Origin of the sequence: Mesorhizobium sp. M5C.F.Ca.ET.164.01.1.1, from assembly GCF_004792125.1 — a bacterium.
In the GTDB taxonomy this organism is placed as follows: domain Bacteria; phylum Pseudomonadota; class Alphaproteobacteria; order Rhizobiales; family Rhizobiaceae; genus Mesorhizobium; species Mesorhizobium wenxiniae.
The window spans coordinates 1-401 of the sequence record NZ_SRTG01000158.1 but is presented as its reverse complement, the minus strand read 5'-3'; the positions used below and the strand labels follow the sequence as shown (position 1 = coordinate 401).

The window sequence follows — 401 nt, the reverse complement described above, 5'->3', positions numbered from 1 at the left end:
CGAGGCCTTCGGCTGGAAAACGCTGGCGATGACCAACCGCTATGTCTCGAAAGCTGAGAGCCTTGGCCGGCGCGGCGCCCAACGTGCCGCTGATGCCATGAACGTTCTGCAGAAGCCGGTGGCCGACGTGAAGGAGATCCGCTGATGAGCCAGGAAGATCTTGCGGCGGCGCGTGCGGCCGATGCCGTGACCCTTTTGGCGAGGCATGAGCAGCTAGCCGCCGAATTGAAAACCGCCAACGGCGACGAGTATCAGACGCTTGGTCTGGTCCGTCGCTATCTCAGCGAGACCGGCATAGACCCCGAATTGATCTTCCCGATCATGCGCCGCATGGGCGAGTTGCGGGACGACTGGGTCCGCTCAGAGCGTCAAGATAGCAAAGGAGGCGCGCTCAAGCCGAC

At 62.6% G+C, this 401-nt stretch carries 1 protein-coding gene; it reads left to right on the top strand.

Going from position 1 to position 401, the window contains the following annotated elements; all coding sequences use genetic code 11:
- Window positions 1–144: 144 nt before the first annotated feature.
- Window positions 145–401, top strand: a 257-nt coding sequence (locus EN807_RS32895; RefSeq protein WP_135937964.1) for a hypothetical protein, incomplete at its 3' end; no start/stop codon positions are given.